The organism is Sphingobium sp. D43FB, from assembly GCF_002312805.1.
In the GTDB taxonomy this organism is placed as follows: Bacteria; Pseudomonadota; Alphaproteobacteria; order Sphingomonadales; family Sphingomonadaceae; genus Sphingobium.
Map to the genome: position 1 here is coordinate 1 of NZ_NMUA01000215.1, position 422 is coordinate 422.

Genomic DNA, 422 nt, shown 5'->3' on the forward strand with positions numbered 1-422 from the left:
CCGGCTCCTGCGCGGCCTGTGCCGTGAGGCCCTTCGCCCTGTTCCGGGTGGTGCCGCAGGCGCGTGTGGGCGAGATCGCGCGGGTGCGCTCCGCCGTGCGGCTGGTGCGCGCCAATGAGGCGATCCGCGATTCCGTCTTCACCCTCTATGCCGGCTGGGCCTTCTCCTGGACCACGACGCCGGATGGCCGCCGCCAGATCCTCGACTTCCACCTGCCCGGCGACCTGGTGGAACGCAGCGAGGACGGCGCCGACCCGGGCGATGCCGAGGGCCGGGGCGGCATCTACAACTTTGTCACCAAGCGCGGCGCCTGCCGCGGCGCGCGCTCCAAGATCTCCTGGACGCAGGTGGAGACGGGCTCGGCCATCACCTGGAAGTACCCCTCCTGCATCCTGCAGGGCGATGATTCGGTGGGCGAGTTC

The 422-nt window shown here is 71.1% G+C and carries 1 pseudogene; it reads left to right on the forward strand.

The features are described 5' to 3' along the window. Positions 1–254: 254 nt before the first annotated feature. Positions 255–422, forward strand: a pseudogene (locus SxD43FB_RS24095) (SufD family Fe-S cluster assembly protein); the annotation flags it as partial.